The sequence below is a fragment of the Neorhizobium alkalisoli genome (assembly GCF_007829835.1).
In the GTDB taxonomy this organism is placed as follows: domain Bacteria; phylum Pseudomonadota; class Alphaproteobacteria; order Rhizobiales; family Rhizobiaceae; genus Neorhizobium.
Window position 1 is genome coordinate 131,217 of the sequence record NZ_VIWP01000007.1, and the last position, 17,873, is coordinate 149,089.

Here is a 17,873-nt window from a genome sequence, read left to right on the forward strand (position 1 = left end):
AAAAGGCAACCCGCGGCTTACATCGCTCGCAGACACACGAGGAATTTATGGCGATGACCAAGATCGACGAAGAAGCACTGGCCGAGGCCTATAACCGGGCGCTCGCTCTCGAAAAGGCCGGCAATATCGATGCCGCCGTCGAGGCCTATCGCGAAGTGCTGGAAATCGACCCGGAAGACCATGGCGGGGCTGCCGTGCGCATCGCCTCGATGGGCCGCGGCGAGACGCCGCCCAAGGCGCCCGACGCCTATGTCGAGACGCTGTTCGACCAGCATGCCGAAAGTTTTGAGGACATTCTTGTCGCACAGCTCGGCTACGAAGTGCCGACCCTTCTTCTGCAGCGCCTGCAGGAACTGCAGCTCGGCCCGTTCAAGCGCATGCTCGACCTCGGCTGCGGCACGGGCCTGACCGGCGGCACGCTGCGCGATCTCGCGGAAGACATTACCGGCATCGACCTTTCCGAAAACATGGTCGAGATCGCCCATGAAAAGGATCTCTACGAGACGCTCTACGTCGCCGAAGTCGAGGATTTTCTCGAGGACAATGACGAGGACGCCTTCGACCTGATCACGGCCACCGACGTCCTGCCCTATCTCGGCGCGCTTGAGCCGCTGTTCTTCGGCGCTGCCGAAAACATGGTGGCGGGCGGACTGTTCGCCTTTTCCTCGGAAGAACTGGCAGCGAGCGACGGCCGCCCCTTCGCGGTCGGCCCGCATCAGCGTTTCGTGCATTCGGAAGCCTATATCCGCAGCCGCCTCGCCGAAACCGGTTTCGAGGTGATCGATATCACAGAGATCAACGTGCGCATGCAGGAAGGCAAGCCGAGCCCGGGCCATCTGGTCATCGCAAAGCTGAAGGGCTAATTTTCGGACGCCGGCAGAGGAGAGGATCGCCCCTCATCCGCCTGCCGGCACCTTCTCCCCGTATGAACGGGGAGAAGGGATATGCCGCACCGCCACCGTCTCTCTCCAGCGCCTCGCAGGGCAAGTCCCCTCGCCCCGTTTACGGGGAGAGGGTTAGGGTGAGGGGCAAGGCCCAAGAATTCCGCCGAACTCGGCTTCACCGAAGTCATGATCTGGAGTTGACACGACCATGCTTTATTTCGTCATCAAGGCGCTGCACCTGATTTCCGATTTCCTGTTCATCGGCGGCATGCTGATCAACGCCTTCGTCATCGGCATGGTGCCGCCTGCGATCCGCACGCCCGTCATCACGGCGCTGCGGAAATACGACCGGACCGTCACCACCGGCGCCCTTGCCGGCGTCTGGATCTTTGGGCTGTGGCTCGCCTTCGGTTATACCGGCTTTGCCGGCCCCGGCATGGGCTGGCTGCACGGCAAGCTTCTGTTCGTCGTTCTTCTGTCCGCGCTGCATGGCATGCAGAGTGCCGCATTGCGCAAGATGGAAGCCGATCCGAAGCTCGATCCGAACGCTTTTGTCCGCGCTGGCCTGCCGATCATCCTCTGTTCCGCCGTGCTGATCATCGGGCTTGCCGTCATCAAGCCCTTCTGATCAGCTTTCCCTTAATTTTTAGGGGTCTCGGCCGGCGGTTCCACATCGGATGGGGCTGCCGGTTCGTCATGCACCGGTGACGACTGCACGGGAGCATGGCCGAGAAGGATCGGCGGCTCATCCGGCTCTTCGGAAAATTCCTCGACGCGGTAATGGACCTGATCGAGGCTTTCGAGCATGCCATAGGCGATCTCGCGCTCGCCCATGATCGTCTTGTCGGCACCGAGCTTTTCCAGATGCTCGATCTCGGCATCGGAATTGGCGCGGCACAGGATCAGCAGCGCCGGATTGACCTGACGCGCCTGCATCACGACATTGCCCGCCTCGAAAGCGTTGGGAATGGCCACGGCAAGGCTCTTTGCCGCGCCGAGATTGGCGAGTTCCAGCACGCGGGTCGAGGCGCCGTTGCCGACGATGACCTCGATGCCGAGTTTCAAAAGTTCCTGCACGCGGTTTTCCGAATCCTCGATGACGAGGAAGGGAATGCCTGATGCCCGCAGGTTGGCGACGATGATGCTGCCGACCCGGCCGTAACCGACGACCACGGCGTGATCGGTGAGGCGCGTTGCAGCCACCTCGCCCTCGCTGCCGGCGCTGGTGAAGACCGGCTCATGCTCTTCCAGCTTTGCAGACGCCTCATCCTCGGTGACCGGACCGCTGCTTTCGGCCGACGCAACGGCTTCAGCATGCGCCTCGACCGGTGCGCGGTGAATTCTGGCTTCGAGCCGCGGGCGGATCTTGTCGCAGAGATAGAACATCAGCGGATTCAGAATGATCGACATGATCGCGCCGGCCAGGATCAGGTCACGCCCCTCTTCCGGCAGAAGATTGAGGCCGACACCGAGCTCGGCGAGAATGAAGGAAAATTCGCCGATCTGCGCCAGACTTGCCGAAATCGTCAGCGCCGTACTCGCCTTGTGGCCGAAGGCAAGCACGATGAGGAAGGCGGCGATCGACTTGCCGATGACGATGATGAAGACGGTGGCGAGCAGCGTCAGCGGGCTGTTGACGACGATATTCGGGTCGAACAGCATGCCGACCGAGACGAAGAACAGGACCGCGAAGGCATCACGCAGCGGCAGGCTTTCCTGGGCTGCACGATGCGACAGCTCGCTTTCGGAAAGGATCATGCCGGCGAAGAAGGCACCGAGCGCCAGCGACACGCCGAACAGTTTTGCTGCGCCGAAGGCGACACCAAGCGCGATCGCAAGCACGCCGAGCCGGAACAGTTCGCGCGAACCGCTATGGGCGATGCGGTGCAGGATCCACGGAATGACCCTGCGGCCGATGACCAGCATCACGCCCAGAAACGCCGCGACCTTGAGGAGCGTGATGCCGATAATGCCGGCAACGCCGAGTTCGATATTGAAGATCTGGGCAACGGCGATGGCCAGCGGATCCGGATGGGCCGATTCGCCGCCGCCGATCGAGGCCAGCGCCGGGATCAGGACGAGCGCCAGAACCATGGCCAGGTCTTCGACGATCAGCCAGCCGACCGCGATTTTTCCGCGCTCGGTCTCGACGAGGCGCCGCTCCTGCAGTGCCTTCAGGAGCACGACGGTCGAGGCGACCGACAGTGCCAGACCGAAGACAAGGCTGCCGCCGAGCGGCCAGCCCATCAGCCAGCCCATGCCCCAGCCGAGCAGGGTCGCAAAGCCGATCTGCACGATCGCGCCCGGTACCGCAATACCGCGCACCGAGAGCAGATCTTTCAGCGAGAAATGCAGGCCGACGCCGAACATCAGAAGGATGACGCCGATTTCGGCAAGTTCCGGCGCAAGGCTGGTATCGGCAACGAAACCGGGCGTATGCGGCCCGACAAGAATACCGGCAAAAAGATAACCAACGAGGGGCGGCAGACGGAAACGATTGGCGATCGCCCCGAATATGAATGCAAGCACGAGACCGCCGACAATGGTCGAGATCAATGGCGTTTCGTGCGGCATCCGCGTTCCCCCTCTGGAAATCTCCTGAAAACATGCCATATATGGCGTATGTTGACCAATATGGGCATCCTCTAGACATGGGTCAAGACGCAAGGCAAATGATTTTGACGCCGGCTTTATGCCGCGCGGCAAGAGGGCTTCTCGACTGGACACAAAGCGATCTCGCCGACCGATCAGAGGTCTCCCGAAGCACGATCCGCGACTTCGAAGGCTGTCGTCATGACGTGCATCGGGCGACCGCTGCACAGATTCGCCGTGCCTTCGAGGATGGCGGCGTCGTGTTCATCGATGTCGAAGGCTGCGGCATGGGCGTGTGCCCGAAATGCGGCGGCGAGTCGGCCGTCTGACGCCGCCTGCCCTGCCGGAACCAACCCTTACCCGAGCGACCCGGTCGGCATTCGTTCATTTCGGGAATCGCCGCCACCGCGATATTTCATTCCCAGGATGCGATTATTCCGGAATGTACGTCTCCCGAAGACATTGAATTTGCTGCGACGCGAAAAGAACGTTTTTTTGCACGCCGCGACTAGGCGGTGGGCCTGCTTTGTTCTAATCCTCGCAGAGGCATAAATTCCGGAGGTTGGCATGGCGAAGGTGGCATTCATTGGTCTGGGCGTGATGGGGTTCCCGATGGCGGGACACCTGAAACAGAAGGGCGGCCACGAGCTTTCGGTCTATAACCGCACCGCGTCCAAGGCTGCAGCCTGGGCGGAAAAATTCGGCGGAACGGCCGCGGCCACCCCGGCCGAAGCAGCCAAGGGCGCCGATTTCGTCTTCACCTGCGTCGGCAATGACGATGATCTCCGCTCGGTGACATTGGGCGAGGCCGGCGCTTTGGCTGGCATGGCAAAGGGTGCGATCCTGATCGACAACACCACGGCAAGCGCCGAAGTCGCCCGCGAACTCGCCGCGGCTGCGACCGAAAAAGGTGTCGGCTTCATCGATGCCCCCGTTTCCGGCGGCCAGGCCGGCGCGGAGAACGGTGTGCTGACCGTGATGTGCGGTGGTGACGAAGCCGTATTCGAGAAGGCGAAGCCGGTGATCGAAGCTTATGCCCGCATGGTCGGCCTGATGGGTCCGGTCGGCGCCGGCCAGCTGACCAAGATGATGAACCAGATCTGCATTGCCGGCGTCGTCCAGGGCCTCGCCGAATCGATCCATTTCGGCAAACAGGCCGGGCTCGACATCGAAAAGGTGATCGAGGTCATCTCCAAGGGTGCCGCCGGTTCCTGGCAGATGGAAAACCGCCATAAGGCGATGAATGAGGGCAAATACGATTTCGGCTTTGCCGTCGACTGGATGCGCAAGGATCTCGATATCGTGCTGACCGAGGCCCGCCGCAATGGCGCAAAACTGCCCCTCACCGCCCTCGTCGACCAGTTTTACGGCGACGTCCAGGCCATGGGCGGCAATCGCTGGGACACGTCCTCGCTGCTGGCCCGACTGGAGCGGAAGTAGGAGTTTTTTTGCGGGTGGGCTGGTTTTGCGATCAGCCCGCGGGTGGAAGCACGGCTTCGACGGGAATGTCGAGGCCGGCCGCGACACAGGCGGCGATGCGGCGGTCGAAGGACTTTTGCGGATCGACATGCTGATGCGTGATCGTGTTTCCGCTTACTTGCAGCAGCAGCCGGGCACCGGCAGCGCTGTTGTCGAATATCATCGTCGTTTCGCTCAACGGTACACAGGCGGTCAAATTCTGGAAGGCGACGTCATAACGCCTGCGGATAACCGGCTCAGGAATATGATGACCACCTCTTGAAACCCTCTGCGCTACGCGCTGGACATGCAGGTCCGGCGAAACGAGGGCAACGAAGATCATCAGTGTCTTATAGCCGGACTCGCCGACCTGCCGCAGCAGGTTCACTGACTGATGACTGCTCAAGGTCGTTTCATAGACGAAATCTTGTCGAGCTGCGATCAGCCTATTCAACGTTTCCAGAACCAGGCGCCCAGCCTTGAGAGAATTCGCTTCCGGATTGGAGGCGTCCAATCCCCTTGCAACCTCGTCGGCATTCACAAAAACGCCCGGAAGCGCCAGGTTTTTATAGATCGTCGATTTTCCAGCACCGTTCGGACCGGCCAGGATCGCACAAGACGGTCGGGATCCATTCATTCCGCAGCGTCGGCGTGCGGCAAGGGAGTGAAAGGCGTCAGAACCTTAACTCCATCGGGCTTTTCCTCGACGATATAATCCCCGAAAGCAGGATCGACATAAAAGGATGAAACATTGTCGGAGCGCGCATCTTCGCGCTCTCGCTCACCCATTGTTGCAAGCTTTTCGAGGTTTCGATGCACTTCAAGAAGCATATCCATGGGCGCGCCCCCTTCTAAAAACGCATAATAATGCATCCGGATAGCGCGCGCCACCGCAATTGCAAAAGCCTCAATCCTCGCCCGACTTCTGGTTGTCCAGCATCATGTAATCGAGCGGCAGTTCGGTCGTGTACTTGATCTGCTCCATGGCGAAGACCGAGGAGACGTCGCGGATCTCGATCTTGGCGATCAGCCGCTTGTAGAAGGCGTCATAGGCGGCGATATCCGGCACCACGACCTTCAGCAGATAATCGACGTCACCGCTCATGCGATAGAACTCGATCACTTCCGGAAAATCGACCACGACTTCGGAAAAACGCTTCAGCCATTCGATCGAGTGGCTGGCGGTGCGGATCGAGACGAAAACCGTGACCTTGGTGTTGACCTTGGCCGGATCGAGCAGCGCCACGCGGCGGCGGATGACACCGTCCTCTTCCATTTTCTGGATGCGGCGCCAGCAAGGCGTCGTGGAGAGACCCACCTTCTTGGCGAGATCTGCGACGGCGAGCGTGGAGTCTTCTTGAAGAATGCGCAGAATCTTGCGGTCGAGGCGGTCCATAATCGTCCTTTCGAAATGATTTTTCGTTATACACCCGATTTTCTGGCAGTTAAGCGAATTTTGTTTCGCGGATCAAGCTATCCACATGCTGTCTGAGCACCGGCAGCACATCTTTTTCGAACCAGGGATTTTTCTTCAGCCAGGCCGTGTTGCGCCAGCTCGGGTGTGGCAGCGGCAGAATACGCGGACCGTGGTTGACGAAAAAGTAGTCGCGCCAGTTCATCGCCGTCTCGGTCATGCTCGCCTTGCGGCGCGCGCCGAGATGCCAGGCTTGCGCATATTGGCCGATTGCAAGGATCGTGTCGATCTGCGGCATCGTCGCCAGCACTTTTGCGCGCCAGAAGGGCGCACATTCGCGGCGCGGCGGCAGGTCGCCGCCCTTGGCATCGTAACCGGGAAAACAGAAACCCATCGGCACGATGGCAAAACGGTCCGCATCGTAAAACTCCTCGCGCGACACACCCATCCAGTCGCGAAGACGGTTTCCCGATGCATCGTCGAAAGGCAGTCCGCTTTCATGGACCCGCAGGCCCGGCGCCTGACCGGCAATCAGGATGCGCGCCGTGGCGGACAGGACCGCGACCGGGCGCGGCTCGTGCGGCAGGCGATCACCCTCGCCTTTCGCAGGCTGATCGCGACAGATACGACAGGCGGCAATATCCCGCGCCAGCACGCTGATCTCCCGTTCACTCGCCATCACCACGCGAAAAATCCCTTCAGGCGATCGAGGAAACCTGCCTCGTTGCGAGGCTCATCCTCGATTGCGTGATGGCTTTTGCGCCAGGTGCGCGGCATGTCGAAAGGTCCGGCCCAGATGCCCCGGCCTTCGCCCCGCGCCGCCGTCTCCTCAGCCTTGTAGCCACCCGAGGCGACCGCCAGGCCGCGCCTGACCAGTTCGGCATTGATATCGACGCCTGCCCGGCGGCAATGGACGAGAATGCGCTTGTACTGATCCCTCGCTTCGCCGCGACATTCGGCCAGCGTGTCCGACGAAAGATCCGAAAGCGCCTTGCGGGCGGCGTCGCCGCAGGCCCATTCTCCGCCCTTGCCATCGCCACAGGTCTGGTCGCTTTCTGGCGCATCGATGCCGAGAAGCCGCAGCCGCTCGATGCCAGCCGCCAGCGTATCCCCGTCGATCGCGAAAAACGGACCCGGGATGACAGTTTCATTGGTGAGGTCTACCTTGGCGATGATCAGCGACCCCAGAACCAGGAATGCGCCGAGGAACAAGGCATCCCGGCCAATCTTCACGAAACGCGTCACAATCAGGCCTCAATAGAAAACGGAAAGTTCGGGAAAATGGAAAACAAAACCTTTCCCGGCAGTATCTTCTTAAGATTTGGAACATAATCTCTCAAGCATCCGGGTTTTTAGTGCACAGGCCATGAGTAGCGGCGTCAGTACCTCGACCGACAAAAATATCGTTGATCGATCACGCAGCCATCGCAACAAGGCGGTGTCGAAAGCAGTACGCGCGACCCGCGAACGCCTGCAATCCAACGCAAATGGTTCCCAGGTTTTTGACCGCGACATGCTGGCCATGCATGTCACCGCCGTGCTTCAGGCGGCAGCGGTAACGCCTCTCGTCGTCACGCTCGTCACCGCGATCGGCGTCTATATCAATCCGGATGCGCATCTGTTTGCCTGGGCGCTGCTGATGCTGTGCCTGCATTCGGTCAACGTTCTGGTGGCCCGCCGGGCCAGCCGCGTCGAGATCGGTGCCGGCGACATTGCCAAATGGCGGCGCCGATTCATTGTCGGCCAGGTCCTCGTCGGCTGCGGCTGGGCCTCGTTCGCGCTGCAGGGCTGCAATACCTGCGGCGGCGACAGCTTTTATTTCTACAAGGGTGCCGTCCTGCTGTTTGCCGTCTCCTATACGGCGATGAGCAATTTCATGCTGCGGCAGAGCATGCTCTACGGCTTCATGCCGATGGTACTGGCGCTCTTGTCGCTGGCGCTGACCTCCGGCCAGGTTCTGGATATCGGCCTGACCGCCATGTGCGCCATGGCCGTCGTCTTCTTCCATTATATCGCCGACCGGCTCTACCATTCCAACCTGACGCTGATCTCCTACCAGTCGGAAAAGGACGATCTGATCGCCGAACTGGAAGTCGCCAATTCCATGTCGGACGAGGCGCGTCGGCGGGCGGAAGAGGCGAACCTCGCAAAGTCGCGTTTCCTTGCCTCGATGAGCCATGAGCTGCGCACGCCGCTCAACGCGATTCTCGGCTTTTCCGAAGTGATGAGCTCCGAGGTTCTGGGCCCGCTCGCAAACCCGACCTACAAGGAATATGCCGGCGACATCCACCGCTCCGGCCAGCATCTTCTCAACCTGATCAACGAGATCCTCGACCTGTCACGTATTGAGGCCGGGCGCTATGATCTGACCGAGGATGCGCTTTCGCTGCTGGAAGTCGCCGAGGATTGCATCGGCATGGTGCAGCTCCGGGCACGGGCCAAGAACATCACCATCCGCGACCAGTTCGAACGGCATCTGCCGCCGATCTGGGCCGATGAAAAATCGATGCGGCAGGTGATCCTGAACCTCCTGTCGAATGCCGTGAAATTCACGCCTCAGGGCGGCGAGATCCTCGTCAAGGTGGGCTGGACGGCTGGCGGTGGCCAGTATGTGGCGATCAAGGACAATGGCCCCGGCATTCCCGAGGAGGAAATCCCGGTCGTGCTCTCCGCCTTCGGCCAGGGCTCGATTGCGATCAAGAGCGCCGAACAGGGAACCGGGCTTGGCCTGCCGATCGTCCAGGCGATCCTTGCCAAGCATGACGGCCAGTTCATCCTGCGCTCGAAACTGCGCGAAGGCACGGAGGCGATCGCCATCCTGCCCTCGACCCGCGTGCTGCAGAGCGTGCCGGCCGTCGCCGATGCGCCGTCCATCGAGCGCCGCCGCAAGAGCTTTGCGTAAAAGCCGGTTCACTCAGCCATTCTGGAGACCGCATGGTCAAGTTCACGACCTCCACCGGCACCGTCAGCGTCGATAACTGGGGTTACGAGCTTCAGGGATTGGGCGGCAAGCCGCTCGATGCCGGCCAGCTCGCCTCCGCGACCCACGACCTTCTCGTCATAGACTCCTCTCGCGACGGCACCGACAAGGGTCGCTTTTCCGAAGGCGAGATCACCCGCATGAAGGATGGCATGGGCGGCCGCTCGGTCGTCGCCTCCTATATCTCGATCGGCGAGGCTTCCGATTTCCGCGATTACTGGAACAAGACCTGGACGCGCGGTGGCGAGGCTTCCGACGCGCTCACCGCCAAGGCACCGGACTGGCTGGGTCCGCTTAATCCCGACTGGCCGGAATCCCGAAAAGTCCGTTACTGGGATACCGACTGGCAAAAACTGATCTTCAACGATCAGAAGACCGGCAATCTCGATGCCATCGTCAAGGCCGGGTTCGATGCCGCCTATCTCGATATCGTCGATGCCTATTATTTCTGGGGCGCGGAAGCCTCGGCCAAGGACAAGCATGCAGGCGATCCGGCCAATACTAAGCAGGCGGCGCAGCGCATGGTGGATTTCATCGTCGCGCTGACGAAACATGCCCGCGAAACCAATCCCGACTTTTTCGTCATCCCGCAGAACGGCGCCTTCATCCTGGAGGATCTCGGTTCGGACACGGTGCGGAAAAAGGCCTATCTCGACGCGATTGGCGGCATTGCGGTCGAGGATGTCTATTATTTGGGCGATGCCGACGAGAACAATCCGCTCAATCCCAGCCGTGAGACGATCGACGTCCTGAAAAAGGATTTTCTTGCCAACGGCAAGCCCGTTTTCGCCGTCGATTACATCAGCGGCAGCGACCGGCTCGACGAATTTTATAAATTGGCGCTGAAGGACGGTTTCATCCCGTTTGCCGCGCCGAAACGCGACCTCGACCGGCTGATCGGCACTTATGACGGCGATCCGGCCTATATCCAGCCGACGAACGGCTCCGACACCCTGCGCAGCTCGCAGCTTGCCGATACGATCAAGGCGCTTGGCGGTGACGACCGGGTCGATGGACGCGGCGGCAATGACAAGCTTTATGGCGGAACCGGCAATGACATATTGCTGGGCGGTTCCGGCAACGACAGGCTTTTTGGCCAGTCCGGCAATGACCGGCTTTACGGCGGGGCCGGCAAAGACGTCCTCTCGGGCGGCGCGGGTGCGGATGTCTTCGTGTTCAACACCAAACTCGGGCCGGCCAATATCGACCGCATCACCGACTTCAGGCCGGGCGAGGACAAGATCTGGCTGGACGACGACATCTTTACCAAGGCTGGAAAGATTGGCGCGCTGACCGCGGACGCCTTTTACACCGGCGCAAAGGCCCATGATGCTGATGACCGCATCCTCTACGACAAGAAGACCGGCAAGCTGTTTTATGATGCGGACGGCAACGGCAAGATCGCCCCGGTAGAATTCGCCGATTTCGCCAAGGGTTTGGCTCTCAAGGCAAGCGATTTCGATATTATCGGCTGACCTGGCTAGTTTGCCCGCCCCTTCCGTTTGCGGGATTTCGGGCGCATAATACGGTCATGAGTAAGATCCTCGCCCGTGCCTTCGAAGCTGCCCGCGAACTCCCTGCAGAGATGCAGGACGAGCTCGGCGGCATTCTTTTGCGGCTGATGGGTGAGGAGACCGAGGAAGACGTCTACGAACTGACGCCGGAGGAAGAGGCCGATCTGGACGAAGCCCTGGCAGAGGTGGAAAGAGGCGAGCTGGCGACTGACGAGGAAGTCCGCGCCGTTCTTGCAAAATATCGCCTGTGAGCGTTCGCTTCACAGCGCTATTTTCCAAACAGATCGAAGAAGCCTTGTCCTATGTGCGGGACCGTTCGCCCTCTGGCGCAGATAGCCTCTCGCAACGGATTACCGAAGCCCTTGAGCTGCTAAACGATCAACCGCGTTCCGGTCGTCCGACGACGAAAAAATCGATCCACCGCCTGAGGCTCTCATCTTATCCGTACGTGATATTCTACCGGATCGTCGGAGATGACGCTTTGGTATTGCGATTTGTTCACGCCAAGCGTCGAACGGCGCGATAACGGATGCTCCAGTGATCGCTAAATCCTTCGCCCAAACACTGAGAGTGTTCTTCGGATCTTTCGTTTACAGGATTTACGGCGCATAATTCACGCATGACGAAACTTCTCGACCGTGCCATCGAAGCGATAAGCGCCCTGCCTGCTGAAAAGCAGGACGAGATGGCTGAGATTATGCTGAAGCTCCTCAACCTCAACGAGCCCGTCCATCACCTCACTGCGGAAGAAGCTGCATCGTTTGCGACTTCACTCGCTCAGGCGGAACGTCGGGAATTTGCAAGTGATGATGACGTGCAGTCGGTGTTCTCGAAATACGCGCCATGAAGCTTCGCTTCACGCCGGAAGCGCTTTCGGAATTTCGCGAATTGCTGGAATATACCGAGAGCCATTCGCGCCAGGGCGCCGTCAACGTCAATGCCCGGATCCAGCGTATTCTGAAAAACTTGGCAGATTATCCGCTTTCCGGAACGATGACGGACGCGGCCGGCATGCGGCGTATCGCGGTAACGCCTTACCCCTATCTGATTTTCTATCTGGCCGCGCCAGATGAGATCGTCATTGTCGGCATTCGGCATGCCGCGCGCGATCCGGATTCCATGCCCGACAGTTCGGGTGACCTTTAGAAAAACAGCGCCTTCACCACCACGTAAAGCGCAAACAACCCGTTCGCACACAGAAGACAAAACACCGCAAACGACCCCAGATCCTTTGCGTGCCGGCCAACCGTGGAAATTTCCGGTGAGATGCGATCGACCAGTTCCTCGATCGCCGTATTCAGAGCCTCGACGGAAAACAGCAGGAACATCAGGATCAGGTAGATGAAATAGTCGAAAAAGCCGGCGCCGACGGCGGCGAAGAGGATCAGTCCGAGGAAGAAGGCATAGACCTCCTGCCGGAACGCCGCTTCCTGCCAGAGCCGTGACAGGCCCTGCATGGAATAGAGGAATGAAGCCACGATCCTGCCGAGGGTCGCGGCCTGTCCCTTTTTGCTTCCGACCGGCTTTTCCATCGCGCCTCAGTTCGTCTTGTTGGAGACGCCGGCCTGGGCGAAGGTCGCCATGCCGGAATGGCAGGCGGCCGCCGACTTGACGATGCCGGCGGCAAGGGCTGCACCCGTGCCTTCGCCAAGTCGCATGCCGAGCGCCAGAAGCGGCGTCTTGCCGAGCTTTTCGATGGCGCGCAGATGGCCCGGCTCGCCGGAGACATGGCCGATCAGGCAGTGGTCGATCGCAGCCGGATTGGCGGCCTTAAGGATCGAGGCTGCGGCGGTCACGACATAACCATCGAGCAGGACCGGGATCTTTTCCATGCGGGCAGCGAGGATCGCGCCGGCGATCGCTGCGATCTCGCGGCCGCCGAGGCGGCGCAGGATTTCCAGCGGGTCGCTCAGGTGGTCCTTGTGGAATTCGACGGCCTGCTTGACCACCGCCACCTTGCGGGCCATCAGCTCGCCATGCGAACCGGTGCCGGGACCGACCCAGTCTTCCGCCTCGCCGCCGTAAAGCGCCAGGTTGATGGCGGCGGCAATCGTCGTGTTGCCAATGCCCATTTCGCCGATGCAGAGAAGATCCGTGCCGCCGGCAATCGCTTCCATGCCGAAGGCCATGGTCGCGGCGCAGTCGCGCTCGGAAAGGGCCGCCTCGGTCGCGATGTCACCGGTCGGGTAATCCAGGGCCAGATCGAAGATTTTCAGGCCGAGATCGTGGGTGACACAGATCTGGTTGATCGCAGCACCACCGGCCGCAAAGTTCTCCACCATCTGCTGGGTGACGGATGACGGGAAAGGCGTGATTCCGTGTTTCGTCACACCATGATTGCCGGCAAAGATCGCCACCAGCGGCCGGGTGACGGCCGGCGCGCGGCCGGTCCAGGCAGCGAGCCAGAAGGCGATTTCCTCGAGCCTTCCGAGCGCGCCCGGCGGCTTGGTCAGCTGCGCGTCACGCTCGCGGGCATCCACCAGCGCGCGGGCGTCCGGCCCCGGAAGGTTCTGGATCAGGGTGCGGAAATCGTCGAATGGCAGGCCCGTCATGCTCATGGGGATCTCTTTCGGTCTTTTCGTCTCATGGCGGCGCGAACCTTGGCCGAAAGAGGAAGACACATCGCCGCCCCTTGTGTTTCATCCAAAAATCGCGCTTCTTTGCGCCATCTCATAATCGGGTCCGCACGGAGGGACAACTGCCAAACGCGACGGACTTCATCGCAGACATTGCCCGCTCGGTCGGCTTCCTCAGCCGGCTGCCGGTGCCGGACCGTTTTTTCCGCGGCCATGACGGTACGGTTTCGCGCGCCGTGCGCGCCTTTCCGGTCGCAGGACTGGTGATCGGTATTCTGCCGGCGCTTCTCCTGATGCTGCTCCTCAACGGCGAGACAGACCCGCTGCTGGCCGCCCTGCTGGCGCTGGCGCTGATGGCACTCGTCACCGGCGCCCTGCACGAAGACGGGCTGGCGGATGCCGCCGACGGTCTCGGCGGTGGGCGAGACGGCGACCACGCGCTCACCATCATGAAGGACAGCCGCATCGGCACCTATGGCGTCGTGGCGCTGATCCTCTCCTTCGGCCTGCGGGCGGCAGCCCTTGCCGCCCTTGCCCGCACCGTCCCGACCGCAGCACCGCTCGCCCTTCTCGCAAGCGCCGCCTTCAGCCGTGGCGTGCTCGTTGCCCACTGGCGGGCGCTGCCCCCTGCCCGCGCCAATGGTGTTGCCGCCGGCGCCGGCATGCCGGACGAGAGCGCCCGCACGATCGCGCTTGTTATCAGTACGGCTGCGGCACTGATCCTGCTGGTGCCCGCAATTGGGCTTGCCGCCCCCCTTATTTCGCTCATAGCCGCGGCGGCGCTTGCCTATGGCTTTACCCGTTTCACGGAAAAGAAGCTCGGCGGCCATACCGGCGATACGATAGGCGCGACCCAACAACTCTGCGAGATCGGCCTGTTATCAGCCCTTGCCCTCTTCGCCTGAAATTCCGATATATCGATCATGATTTCGCCCTGCATCCTCGTCTGTTCGATCGACATGAAGACCGGCTATTGTTTCGGATGCGGTCGCACGCGCGACGAGATCGCCGGCTGGATGGATTTTTCCGATGCGGAGCGCCGCAGCCTGATGGAAATCCTGCCCGCAAGGCTCGAAACCGTCGAGCGAAAACCCCGCCGCGAAACGCGGCGCCGGCGGATGGCGGCAGAGGCCACAAACGGATCCGGCGACGCATGAAGGCGCTGACAGTCGTTCTCGTCTTCCTCGGCATCGGCCTTGTCCTGCTCGTCATGAACCATGACAGCGGCCGCACGTTTGGCCTCGACAACGAGGGCTTTGGGCATCTCGTTTATATGGTGCCGATCGCCGGCCTGCTCGGCGCCGGCATTCTCTCGGGCCGCCGCGGCGATCTCGGCACCGTCGCACGGCAGATCGCCACCTGGCTCGTCATCGTCCTCGCCCTCGTCGCCGCCTATCTCTACCGCGACGATTTTGGCCGTTTTGGCGCCCGCATGACGGCAGGCCTGCTGCCCGGCACCGCCGTCGTCGTCACCGGTAGCGATGGCGCAAGCGAAGTCGTCATCCACAAGACGCTCGGTGACCATTTTCAGACCAATGTGACGGTCGAAGGCAAGGTCTTGCGCATGCTGGTCGATACAGGCGCGAGCAGTGTCGTCCTCTCCTACGAAGACGCCCGCACGATCGGCCTCGACGTTGCCTCGCTCACCTATTCCGTCACCGTCATGACCGCCAACGGCCGCGCCACCGCCGCCCCCGTACGCCTCACCGAAATGTCGATCGGCCCGATCGTCAGGCGCAATGTCCGCGCCATGGTGGCGACGGAAGGCAGGCTCGACGAAAGCCTGCTCGGCATGACGTTCCTGTCGACGCTGGGGTCGTTGCAGATGCAGACGGATGAGCTCAGGCTGCGAGATTGACGCGTTCGGCCGCCTGCCTGTTACGGTTTGCGCCCTCGGCCCCGCCCTGACGACTGTCGTGACTCCTTTGCCGAATCCGAAAAGCCTGGAGGTTTGCTTTTTACCCAGGCAACGAATGTCTGTACCGCGGGGTCTTCAAGAATGGCCTCGATCGTCGAGAACTTCTTGGCGAGTTGGGCATCCGTGAAAATCGCATGGATCTGGTCGTGGCAGATACGGTGCAGGCAAACGGTTTTCTTGCCGCCCTTGCTCTTGGGGACAAGATGATGCTCGTCCTGCTGATCGTCCGGGATCACACGCTCGCACAACGGACAAATCACGGGCTCTGGCGCCGCCACATCCCATGAATCCGGTTCATCTCTGTTCTTGCGGGCCATTGGTCCATCACTCTGGGTGCTGTCGGCCTCGCATCCATTGTGCTTGGATCGATGCAGGCCCTTGTATTCCGCAGATATCGCTTCTCGTCAGGCGGAGCAATGCTGTTCTAAACCGACCATGACCCGAGGCGTAGCCTGATATTATTTGCAATGCCGGATAAGCGATCACGTTTCCGCGGCATGGCGGCGACAGGCCCTTTGCGGTCATTGAAGGGTTCGCTATGCTGGCCGCATTGCAATGACCACTGGCCATATTCGAATGAGAATTCTTCGCCTCATTGTCCCATTATTGTTTTCTTATCTGGCCGTTTCCATGGTTGCTGATGCTGAGGACCTCTATTTTACGGCTACTGGCCAAGAAGATGGGAAGCCTCTGATTTTTCGCAGCATTGCGGCAGTGCCGGAGGAAGTCAGCAAGAGGGCATTACCGTATCTCATCACCGTATCGTGGCGTTACGAGCCGACAACACAAGGTATGCCAAGCAGCGAAGTGAACGAGGCGCAGATCGAGTTTGAAGACGCTCTGTCTCCTCTGGATCGCAACAAAATAGGCCGACAGATGCTTGTGGTAACAGGCAACGGCCACAAGGATTGGTATTGGTATGTGAAAGACCCCGACGCCTGGAAAACTCAAGCAGAGCATCTGGTAGAACGCAGCACCTACCCGATCTCGATTACAACGACCGATGATCGCGATTGGTCTCTCTATGAAAATTTCAAAGCGAGCGTCAAAGGCCTTTGAGCTAAATACCATCGGGCCGCTCTTATCAGCTTGAGGAGCAATCCTGTCATTACGGCACTAGGCTCAAAGCGAACGTGTCAGGCTTCCTGGTCGCGAGTGCGATAACGCTGATAATATTCGCGATCAATCCAATCCGGATCAAAGGCTCCGACAAGGGAGAGATGCTTGGTATCCAGAGGGAATAGCGAACGGCGAAGTTCGATCAACTGACGGAACTCCGGCCAACGTAGTTCGTGGATGGCCAGTTCGACAAGCTCCAGCGGTACGTCGCCACTACCTGTCTCCCAAACATCTGCTCTCGTCAGCGTAGCGCTAACCCGCCGCAGGAATTCCGGTCTGAGGCTCTCCTTCTCGCGCAGCAGATCCACCGTTGCGAACATTTCATTCTCAGCACGATCACATCCAAAGCCTCCGCCGAAGATACGAACGGCATTCTCGATGTAGATATCCAAGAGCTTGACGGCGTCGTTATCCTCCATCTCAGTACCTTTTAAATGTCCGTGCCTATGCGTAGATGGGGTCAGTGTATGGCTGCAATTCGCGCAAAGCCGAAGACCGACCCACAGCCCATTGCGGTCATTGGGGGCGTCAGCCGTTAGCGCTTTCTCTTTCGTGCATTTGGAGTGTCCCACTCCCAAAGAAACTTCACGCGCAGTGCCTCCAAGCAACCCTCCCATGTGTCGCGCTCACAAGCTGCGACGGCGGTACGCAGATAGTCTAAGAGCGTATCGTGCGAGTACCGATGGATACGAATGATCCTCGTCTCATCGCTTTTGAAAGGAACTCTGTTCGGGGTCACAACCCTGACTGAAAAAGTTTCTGTCCAGTCGGCACCCTTGGGCCCTATTGCGAGTTGAAGCCAGATGTCGGCATCATCTGACGACACGTTTGCAATAGTTTCACTCCCGTCCATTTCAATATCGAAGGTCTCGCCAGCAGAAATCGCCACGATTATGTCAGCCCTCAATTCCAACATAGCCTTACCCTGTCTTCAGCATTAATCGCGGCTGCACCATTTATCAGCGCGCGGACGGTTGAGGTTATGTGCCCACGCCTTGTTAGCTTGGCGCACCTTAACCCGCAACGACTGCTATTGGCGCAAAGCTGCCGTCAGGGCTGTCAGCCCGAGTTCTTATGTACAAGCAGTTGCTTTGAGGTACTCACCTTTCTCGTCTGTATGAGGCACCGCAGTAACCTTCGCACCCGGCTTGAATTCCCAAACCTCATAATCGGGTAGCTGCTGAGGAACGATGAGAAAGCATCCGTCCTCCAGTATTCGAGCCTGAACAGGCCGCCACACGGCGACTGGCTCATCGAGTAAACGAACGTGAATGATAGCCAGGCCGCTTTTGCTACACGTTTCCAAGTTATTATCTCCATGTCAGATTGTGAGCGTAAGCGAGGAACTGAACGGCCGTAAACAGCCCTCAGCGAACAATACAGCGCTAACGCTTCGCACGGTTTACAACGATAACCCG

25 protein-coding genes are annotated in these 17,873 nt (G+C 60.0%); 14 read left to right on the plus strand and 11 right to left on the minus strand.

Annotation, left to right across the window (positions count from 1 at the left end; genetic code table 11):
* Positions 1-47: 47 nt before the first annotated feature.
* Together FHW37_RS24125 and FHW37_RS24130 are read left to right on the plus strand one after the other, a co-directional pair.
* Positions 48-863 (plus strand): methyltransferase, encoded by an 816-nt coding sequence (locus FHW37_RS24125; RefSeq protein WP_432442892.1) that lies wholly within the window; start codon positions 48-50, stop codon positions 861-863.
* 229 nt (positions 864-1,092) lie between these two features.
* Positions 1,093-1,512, plus strand: a complete 420-nt coding sequence (locus tag FHW37_RS24130) for a CopD family protein (RefSeq protein WP_145641002.1) — start codon at positions 1,093-1,095, stop codon at positions 1,510-1,512.
* 11 nt (positions 1,513-1,523) lie between these two features.
* Here the strand turns inward: FHW37_RS24130 and FHW37_RS24135 are convergent, their stop codons facing one another.
* A complete protein-coding gene (locus tag FHW37_RS24135) occupies positions 1,524-3,458 on the minus strand; it encodes a cation:proton antiporter (RefSeq protein WP_145641003.1) in 1,935 nt (644 codons plus the stop codon).
* A 32-nt stretch (positions 3,459-3,490) separates the two neighbouring features.
* Here FHW37_RS24135 and FHW37_RS24140 point away from each other — a divergent pair, with 32 nt between their 5' ends.
* Entirely contained in the window at positions 3,491-3,805 is a 315-nt protein-coding gene (locus FHW37_RS24140; protein ID WP_145641269.1) for a helix-turn-helix transcriptional regulator, read from the plus strand.
* Between the two features lie 238 nt (positions 3,806-4,043).
* Positions 4,044-4,916: an NAD(P)-dependent oxidoreductase gene (locus tag FHW37_RS24145; protein WP_145641005.1), complete on the plus strand. Its 873-nt coding sequence runs from the start codon at positions 4,044-4,046 to the stop codon at positions 4,914-4,916.
* Positions 4,917-4,947: 31 nt separating this feature from the next.
* Here the strand turns inward: FHW37_RS24145 and FHW37_RS24150 are convergent, their stop codons facing one another.
* The 5 genes from FHW37_RS24150 to FHW37_RS24170 all read right to left on the minus strand — a co-directional run bounded on the left by FHW37_RS24150 (position 4,948) and on the right by FHW37_RS24170 (position 7,593).
* Entirely contained in the window at positions 4,948-5,571 is a 624-nt protein-coding gene (locus FHW37_RS24150; protein ID WP_145641007.1) for an AAA family ATPase, read from the minus strand.
* Positions 5,568-5,771, minus strand: coding sequence for a hypothetical protein (locus tag FHW37_RS24155; protein WP_145641010.1), 204 nt, complete (start codon positions 5,769-5,771; stop codon positions 5,568-5,570). The genes FHW37_RS24150 and FHW37_RS24155 overlap by 4 nt, the downstream gene beginning before the upstream one ends.
* 70 nt (positions 5,772-5,841) lie before the next feature.
* Positions 5,842-6,330 (minus strand): Lrp/AsnC family transcriptional regulator, encoded by a 489-nt coding sequence (locus FHW37_RS24160; RefSeq protein WP_145641012.1) that lies wholly within the window; start codon positions 6,328-6,330, stop codon positions 5,842-5,844.
* 49 nt (positions 6,331-6,379) lie between these two features.
* On the minus strand, positions 6,380-7,027 hold the full coding sequence (locus FHW37_RS24165) for a uracil-DNA glycosylase family protein (RefSeq protein WP_145641271.1): 648 nt from the start codon (positions 7,025-7,027) through the stop codon (positions 6,380-6,382).
* On the minus strand, positions 7,027-7,593 hold the full coding sequence (locus FHW37_RS24170) for a thermonuclease family protein (protein ID WP_246690889.1): 567 nt from the start codon (positions 7,591-7,593) through the stop codon (positions 7,027-7,029). Before FHW37_RS24170 ends, FHW37_RS24165 begins: the two co-directional genes overlap by 1 nt.
* A gap of 121 nt (positions 7,594-7,714) precedes the next feature.
* On the opposite strand from FHW37_RS24170, the gene FHW37_RS24175 reads away from it, so the two are divergent.
* From FHW37_RS24175 to FHW37_RS24200, 6 genes are all read left to right on the plus strand, one after another.
* Entirely contained in the window at positions 7,715-9,250 is a 1,536-nt protein-coding gene (locus tag FHW37_RS24175; protein ID WP_145641013.1) for a sensor histidine kinase, read from the plus strand.
* Between the two features lie 32 nt (positions 9,251-9,282).
* Positions 9,283-10,803 (plus strand): MJ1477/TM1410 family putative glycoside hydrolase, encoded by a 1,521-nt coding sequence (locus tag FHW37_RS34195; protein ID WP_145641015.1) that lies wholly within the window; start codon positions 9,283-9,285, stop codon positions 10,801-10,803.
* A 56-nt stretch (positions 10,804-10,859) separates the two neighbouring features.
* Positions 10,860-11,093: a hypothetical protein gene (locus FHW37_RS24185; RefSeq protein WP_145641016.1), complete on the plus strand. Its 234-nt coding sequence runs from the start codon at positions 10,860-10,862 to the stop codon at positions 11,091-11,093.
* Positions 11,090-11,368 carry a type II toxin-antitoxin system RelE/ParE family toxin gene (locus FHW37_RS34675; RefSeq protein ID WP_186458374.1) on the plus strand — a complete coding sequence of 93 codons (279 nt, stop codon included), beginning with the start codon at positions 11,090-11,092 and terminating at the stop codon, positions 11,366-11,368. Before FHW37_RS24185 ends, FHW37_RS34675 begins: the two co-directional genes overlap by 4 nt.
* Before the next feature lie 93 nt (positions 11,369-11,461).
* Entirely contained in the window at positions 11,462-11,689 is a 228-nt protein-coding gene (locus tag FHW37_RS24195) for a hypothetical protein (RefSeq protein ID WP_145641018.1), read from the plus strand.
* Positions 11,686-11,988, plus strand: coding sequence for a type II toxin-antitoxin system RelE/ParE family toxin (locus tag FHW37_RS24200; protein ID WP_145641019.1), 303 nt, complete (start codon positions 11,686-11,688; stop codon positions 11,986-11,988). Before FHW37_RS24195 ends, FHW37_RS24200 begins: the two co-directional genes overlap by 4 nt.
* Here the strand turns inward: FHW37_RS24200 and FHW37_RS24205 are convergent.
* Both FHW37_RS24205 and cobT read right to left on the minus strand, forming a co-directional pair.
* Positions 11,985-12,374 carry a diacylglycerol kinase gene (locus tag FHW37_RS24205; RefSeq protein WP_145641021.1) on the minus strand — a complete coding sequence of 130 codons (390 nt, stop codon included), beginning with the start codon at positions 12,372-12,374 and terminating at the stop codon, positions 11,985-11,987. The two genes, FHW37_RS24200 and FHW37_RS24205, sit on opposite strands and share 4 nt — an antisense overlap.
* Before the next feature lie 6 nt (positions 12,375-12,380).
* Positions 12,381-13,400 carry a nicotinate-nucleotide--dimethylbenzimidazole phosphoribosyltransferase gene (gene cobT, locus FHW37_RS24210; protein ID WP_145641023.1) on the minus strand — a complete coding sequence of 340 codons (1,020 nt, stop codon included), beginning with the start codon at positions 13,398-13,400 and terminating at the stop codon, positions 12,381-12,383.
* 140 nt (positions 13,401-13,540) lie between these two features.
* Here cobT and FHW37_RS24215 point away from each other — a divergent pair, with 140 nt between their 5' ends.
* The 3 genes from FHW37_RS24215 to FHW37_RS24225 are packed head-to-tail and all read left to right on the plus strand — an operon-like array spanning position 13,541 to position 15,276.
* Positions 13,541-14,323 (plus strand): adenosylcobinamide-GDP ribazoletransferase, encoded by a 783-nt coding sequence (locus FHW37_RS24215; RefSeq protein WP_246690897.1) that lies wholly within the window; start codon positions 13,541-13,543, stop codon positions 14,321-14,323.
* Positions 14,324-14,341: 18 nt separating this feature from the next.
* Complete coding sequence (locus FHW37_RS24220) at positions 14,342-14,575, plus strand: DUF1289 domain-containing protein (RefSeq protein WP_145641026.1); 234 nt, start codon at positions 14,342-14,344, stop codon at positions 14,573-14,575.
* Positions 14,572-15,276 (plus strand): TIGR02281 family clan AA aspartic protease, encoded by a 705-nt coding sequence (locus FHW37_RS24225; RefSeq protein WP_145641028.1) that lies wholly within the window; start codon positions 14,572-14,574, stop codon positions 15,274-15,276. The genes FHW37_RS24220 and FHW37_RS24225 overlap by 4 nt, the downstream gene beginning before the upstream one ends.
* Positions 15,277-15,296: 20 nt before the next feature.
* Here FHW37_RS24225 and FHW37_RS24230 read toward each other — a convergent pair whose 3' ends face one another.
* Positions 15,297-15,653, minus strand: coding sequence for an HNH endonuclease (locus FHW37_RS24230; protein WP_145641029.1), 357 nt, complete (start codon positions 15,651-15,653; stop codon positions 15,297-15,299).
* 238 nt (positions 15,654-15,891) lie between these two features.
* Here FHW37_RS24230 and FHW37_RS24235 point away from each other — a divergent pair, with 238 nt between their 5' ends.
* The gene (locus FHW37_RS24235) at positions 15,892-16,395 is read left to right on the plus strand and encodes a DUF695 domain-containing protein (RefSeq protein ID WP_145641031.1); all 504 of its coding nucleotides are present in this window, start codon (positions 15,892-15,894) and stop codon (positions 16,393-16,395) included.
* Between the two features lie 77 nt (positions 16,396-16,472).
* On the opposite strand, the gene FHW37_RS24240 is transcribed toward FHW37_RS24235, so the two are convergent.
* Entirely contained in the window at positions 16,473-16,874 is a 402-nt protein-coding gene (locus FHW37_RS24240; protein WP_145641032.1) for a hypothetical protein, read from the minus strand.
* 116 nt (positions 16,875-16,990) lie between these two features.
* On the minus strand, positions 16,991-17,371 hold the full coding sequence (locus FHW37_RS24245; protein WP_145641034.1) for an Imm8 family immunity protein: 381 nt from the start codon (positions 17,369-17,371) through the stop codon (positions 16,991-16,993).
* Between the last annotated feature and the right edge of the window lie 502 nt (positions 17,372-17,873).

Coding starts and splice junctions, on each gene's coding strand:
- FHW37_RS24125 (WP_432442892.1), top strand. CDS start 48: ATGGCGATGACCAAGATCGACGAAGAAGCACTGGCCGAGGCCTATAAC.
- FHW37_RS24130 (WP_145641002.1), top strand. CDS start 1,093: ATGCTTTATTTCGTCATCAAGGCGCTGCACCTGATTTCCGATTTCCTG.
- FHW37_RS24135 (WP_145641003.1), bottom strand. CDS start 3,458: ATGCCGCACGAAACGCCATTGATCTCGACCATTGTCGGCGGTCTCGTG.
- FHW37_RS24140 (WP_145641269.1), top strand. CDS start 3,491: ATGCCATATATGGCGTATGTTGACCAATATGGGCATCCTCTAGACATG.
- FHW37_RS24145 (WP_145641005.1), top strand. CDS start 4,044: ATGGCGAAGGTGGCATTCATTGGTCTGGGCGTGATGGGGTTCCCGATG.
- FHW37_RS24150 (WP_145641007.1), bottom strand. CDS start 5,571: ATGAATGGATCCCGACCGTCTTGTGCGATCCTGGCCGGTCCGAACGGT.
- FHW37_RS24155 (WP_145641010.1), bottom strand. CDS start 5,771: ATGGATATGCTTCTTGAAGTGCATCGAAACCTCGAAAAGCTTGCAACA.
- FHW37_RS24160 (WP_145641012.1), bottom strand. CDS start 6,330: ATGGACCGCCTCGACCGCAAGATTCTGCGCATTCTTCAAGAAGACTCC.
- FHW37_RS24165 (WP_145641271.1), bottom strand. CDS start 7,027: ATGGCGAGTGAACGGGAGATCAGCGTGCTGGCGCGGGATATTGCCGCC.
- FHW37_RS24175 (WP_145641013.1), top strand. CDS start 7,715: ATGAGTAGCGGCGTCAGTACCTCGACCGACAAAAATATCGTTGATCGA.
- FHW37_RS34195 (WP_145641015.1), top strand. CDS start 9,283: ATGGTCAAGTTCACGACCTCCACCGGCACCGTCAGCGTCGATAACTGG.
- FHW37_RS24185 (WP_145641016.1), top strand. CDS start 10,860: ATGAGTAAGATCCTCGCCCGTGCCTTCGAAGCTGCCCGCGAACTCCCT.
- FHW37_RS24195 (WP_145641018.1), top strand. CDS start 11,462: ATGACGAAACTTCTCGACCGTGCCATCGAAGCGATAAGCGCCCTGCCT.
- FHW37_RS24200 (WP_145641019.1), top strand. CDS start 11,686: ATGAAGCTTCGCTTCACGCCGGAAGCGCTTTCGGAATTTCGCGAATTG.
- FHW37_RS24205 (WP_145641021.1), bottom strand. CDS start 12,374: ATGGAAAAGCCGGTCGGAAGCAAAAAGGGACAGGCCGCGACCCTCGGC.
- cobT (WP_145641023.1), bottom strand. CDS start 13,400: ATGAGCATGACGGGCCTGCCATTCGACGATTTCCGCACCCTGATCCAG.
- FHW37_RS24220 (WP_145641026.1), top strand. CDS start 14,342: ATGATTTCGCCCTGCATCCTCGTCTGTTCGATCGACATGAAGACCGGC.
- FHW37_RS24225 (WP_145641028.1), top strand. CDS start 14,572: ATGAAGGCGCTGACAGTCGTTCTCGTCTTCCTCGGCATCGGCCTTGTC.
- FHW37_RS24230 (WP_145641029.1), bottom strand. CDS start 15,653: ATGGCCCGCAAGAACAGAGATGAACCGGATTCATGGGATGTGGCGGCG.
- FHW37_RS24235 (WP_145641031.1), top strand. CDS start 15,892: ATGACCACTGGCCATATTCGAATGAGAATTCTTCGCCTCATTGTCCCA.
- FHW37_RS24240 (WP_145641032.1), bottom strand. CDS start 16,874: ATGGAGGATAACGACGCCGTCAAGCTCTTGGATATCTACATCGAGAAT.
- FHW37_RS24245 (WP_145641034.1), bottom strand. CDS start 17,371: ATGTTGGAATTGAGGGCTGACATAATCGTGGCGATTTCTGCTGGCGAG.